Source organism: Kitasatospora griseola, from assembly GCF_014648555.1.
Classification (GTDB): domain Bacteria; phylum Actinomycetota; class Actinomycetes; order Streptomycetales; family Streptomycetaceae; genus Kitasatospora; species Kitasatospora griseola.
This window is the reverse complement of the sequence record NZ_BMRI01000041.1, coordinates 25,179-26,592: the sequence shown is the minus strand read 5'-3', so window position 1 is coordinate 26,592 and position 1,414 is coordinate 25,179. Positions and strand designations below refer to the sequence as shown.

Below are 1,414 nucleotides of genomic sequence, written 5' to 3'. Positions count from 1 at the left end.
CGGGCCAGAGCTGTTCGGCGGCCGCGCTACGGAGCAGGCCGTCCTTCTGCAGGGCGAGGAGCGCCAGCAGGCGCTGCGACCCGGCCGGAAGGGGGATCCGTTTTCCGGCGTGGCCGAGCTCGAAGAGTCCCAGCAACTCCAGGCGTACACCACCAGTTGAAGACACAGCCACCACTGTGCAACCGGCGGGTGCCGTGCGCACCTGGATCTCCCCTCGGTCATTCGTATGCGAACCTCCATGGCGGCGCGAGGACGGTGTGGAGACAGAGTGCCGACGTACCGGGAACGCTGTCCGACGGCCCGCCGACGTTCGGCGCTCGCCCCGCCCACGTTCGGGGACCGTCCCGGTAACCGGCCGCGCTCGATCGCGGATCGCTGTGGTGACGAAACGGCGGACATCGGTGGGACGGGGGCAGTGCAGGATCGTGCCGAGTGAAGACAGCGATCCCGCTGGAGAGGGGTATGGGGATGGAAGCCCGGTCCGTACTGCGGGGCGTGGAGCCGCGAGGGAGCGGCCAGGCCCGTGACGACCTGCTCGGTGACCCCCGGGTCTGCATCGCCGTGCTGGACGGGCCGGTGGATTTGGCCCACCCCTGCTTCGCGGGCGCCGATCTGCGACGCCTGGACACCCTGGTGCAGGAGCCAGCCGGCCCGGGAGCGATGTCACAGCACGGCACCCATGTCGCGAGCATGATCTTCGGCCAGCACGGCAGCTCGGTGACTGGGATGGCGCCCCACTGCCGCGGGCTGATTCTGCCGGTGTTCCGGGACGCCGAGCAGGGCCGGGTGCCGCAGCTCGACCTGGCCCGGGCAATCGAGCGGGCCGTGGAGGAGGGGGCGCACATCATCAACGTGAGCGGCGGGGAGCGCGCCTCGGACGGCCAGGCGGAGAGCATGCTGGCGCGCGCCCTGCGGCTGTGCGAGGACAACGGGGTCCTGGTCGTGGCGGCCGTCGGCAACGACGGCTGCGACTGCCTGCAGGTGCCGGCCGCCGTGCCGTCCGTGCTGGCCGTCGGCGCGAGCGGCACCGACGGCCAGCCGTTGGACATCAACAACTGGGGCGCCCCGTACGGCGCCAACGGCGTGCTGGCCCCCGGACAGGACATGGAGGGCGCCCGGCCCGGCGGTGGGCGGGCCGCCCTCACCGGCAGCAGCTTCGCCACCCCCGTAGTGTCCGGCGCCGCCGCGCTCCTGGTGAGTGCTCAACTGCGCTCCGGCCGCCCGGCGGACCCCCTGGCGGCCGGTCGGGCCCTGCTCGACGCCGCGACCGCCTCCCCGTGCTTTCCCGCCGCTTCCCCCCAGTGCCGCCGGCACCTCGTCGGCACCCTCGACGTCGCACGGGCATTCGACCTCATTACCAAGAGAGGGAGCACTCCTGTGACCAACTACGACGCAGCCCCGGTCCCGACGCCCC

1 protein-coding gene is annotated in these 1,414 nt (G+C 72.6%); it reads left to right on the top strand.

Annotated features, from left to right (window positions below; all coding sequences use genetic code 11):
- Positions 1 to 462: 462 nt before the first annotated feature.
- Positions 463 to 1,414: S8 family serine peptidase (locus tag IEZ12_RS32430; RefSeq protein WP_229848442.1), on the top strand; the 952-nt coding region annotated here is incomplete at its 3' end.